Annotated in this window: 2 protein-coding genes; both read right to left on the reverse strand. The window is 50.2% G+C overall.

Annotation, left to right across the window (positions count from 1 at the left end):
* Positions 1 to 188: 188 nt before the first annotated feature.
* Complete coding sequence (locus ACR0CG_RS23880) at positions 189 to 470, reverse strand: type II toxin-antitoxin system RelE/ParE family toxin (protein WP_170724935.1); 282 nt, start codon at positions 468 to 470, stop codon at positions 189 to 191.
* Complete coding sequence (locus ACR0CG_RS23885) at positions 467 to 751, reverse strand: CopG family ribbon-helix-helix protein (RefSeq protein WP_170724936.1); 285 nt, start codon at positions 749 to 751, stop codon at positions 467 to 469. The genes ACR0CG_RS23880 and ACR0CG_RS23885 overlap by 4 nt, the downstream gene beginning before the upstream one ends.
* Positions 752 to 1,258 lie beyond the last annotated feature (507 nt).

Here is a 1,258-nt window from a genome sequence, read left to right on the forward strand (position 1 = left end):
GTGGCTCCTTTCAAAAGCAGACTTTGACACCTGCACTATGGCGCATTGCGACGCCGGTTGAAGCAGGAGCCATCCACCCCATCAGCTTCCCGCCCTCTGTGCAGAAGCTAGAGGTCGAATAGCAGAATAAGTTCGATTTCTTACCCCCTACGCTGCCTGGCTGATGCCGCCAGTTTAGACTCCGGGTTTTAATAGTCTGCGCCCTGCCGGGTATCCCAGAGACGCAGAATTTCTATCTGAGTGGGCATTACACGATAGATTAGCGTAAATGGGGTTCGCGGTACTGAAAGCTCCCGTACGTCTTGGCGTGTGTCACTTGGGTGACCTGCATACGGGTTTGCTGCAAGAGTAAGCTGAATGGCTTTGAGCTGTGCTCGTGCCTTTTCGCTGCCTTCAGGAAAAACAGACGTGTAGTAGTAGCGGAACCATTGAATGTCCCGGGCCGTATCTTCGAGAAATACAATTTTCATTGGCTATTGGATTGCCTGCTTGCGACCGGAGCAGAGAGCTCATTCTCGGTATCCCAGCTGTCTATCCAGGCATTCATTTCGTCTGCCGTGATGAACTTACCTAGATCTGCTTTTTCGACAGCTGCATCAATGGCTGCTCGCTTTGCGGCCTTGGATTCCAACATCATTCTAATTGCTCGTACAGCGAGCTGCGCAGGCGGCCGATCTTCTATCGCAGCTTCTCGTTCCAGAGACTTTCTCAAGTCTTCATCAAGACGGATTGAATATGGGCTGGTTCTCATCGCAATCACCTGTTTCCGCTGTGTAGTACAATGTAATACATCCGCATTCTATTCACAATAGATCGATGGGATGAACTTCATCTGTTGCTCTGAACTCATAAGCGAGATGGGAATTCATAAGTACGGCCTGCTCGTCCGCGGTTATTTTGAGTTTTGCGCCAACAATGCGGTTGGCTGCATGTCTCCCCGATCGATCTTTGACATCAGAGAAATCAGATAAGCCCCTGGAGACTGTATGTTCTCAGCACGCTGAAAGATGTACCCGAGAACGATGAAGCGAATAGCTGGGCCAAACGTTGATTTCATTGCATACCAGGTTTGGCCAAGCCGTAGATACTCGGCGATATCATCCATAAGCCGATCACAGTGGTGCTGATCTTTTGCAAAGCGTAGCTCTGAGCATAGCCGTGGAAAACGGTTTTGTTGCAAAGATTTGAGCCCGTTGAGTTGTTTCAGCAACCGCTTGTGCGTCAGGTGGCGAGCTCAGCGAACTGCTGAAATGGGCAG

The sequence above is a fragment of the Ruegeria sp. AB8 genome (assembly GCF_056542605.1).

Coding starts and splice junctions, on each gene's coding strand:
- ACR0CG_RS23880 (WP_170724935.1), bottom strand. CDS start 470: ATGAAAATTGTATTTCTCGAAGATACGGCCCGGGACATTCAATGGTTC.
- ACR0CG_RS23885 (WP_170724936.1), bottom strand. CDS start 751: ATGAGAACCAGCCCATATTCAATCCGTCTTGATGAAGACTTGAGAAAG.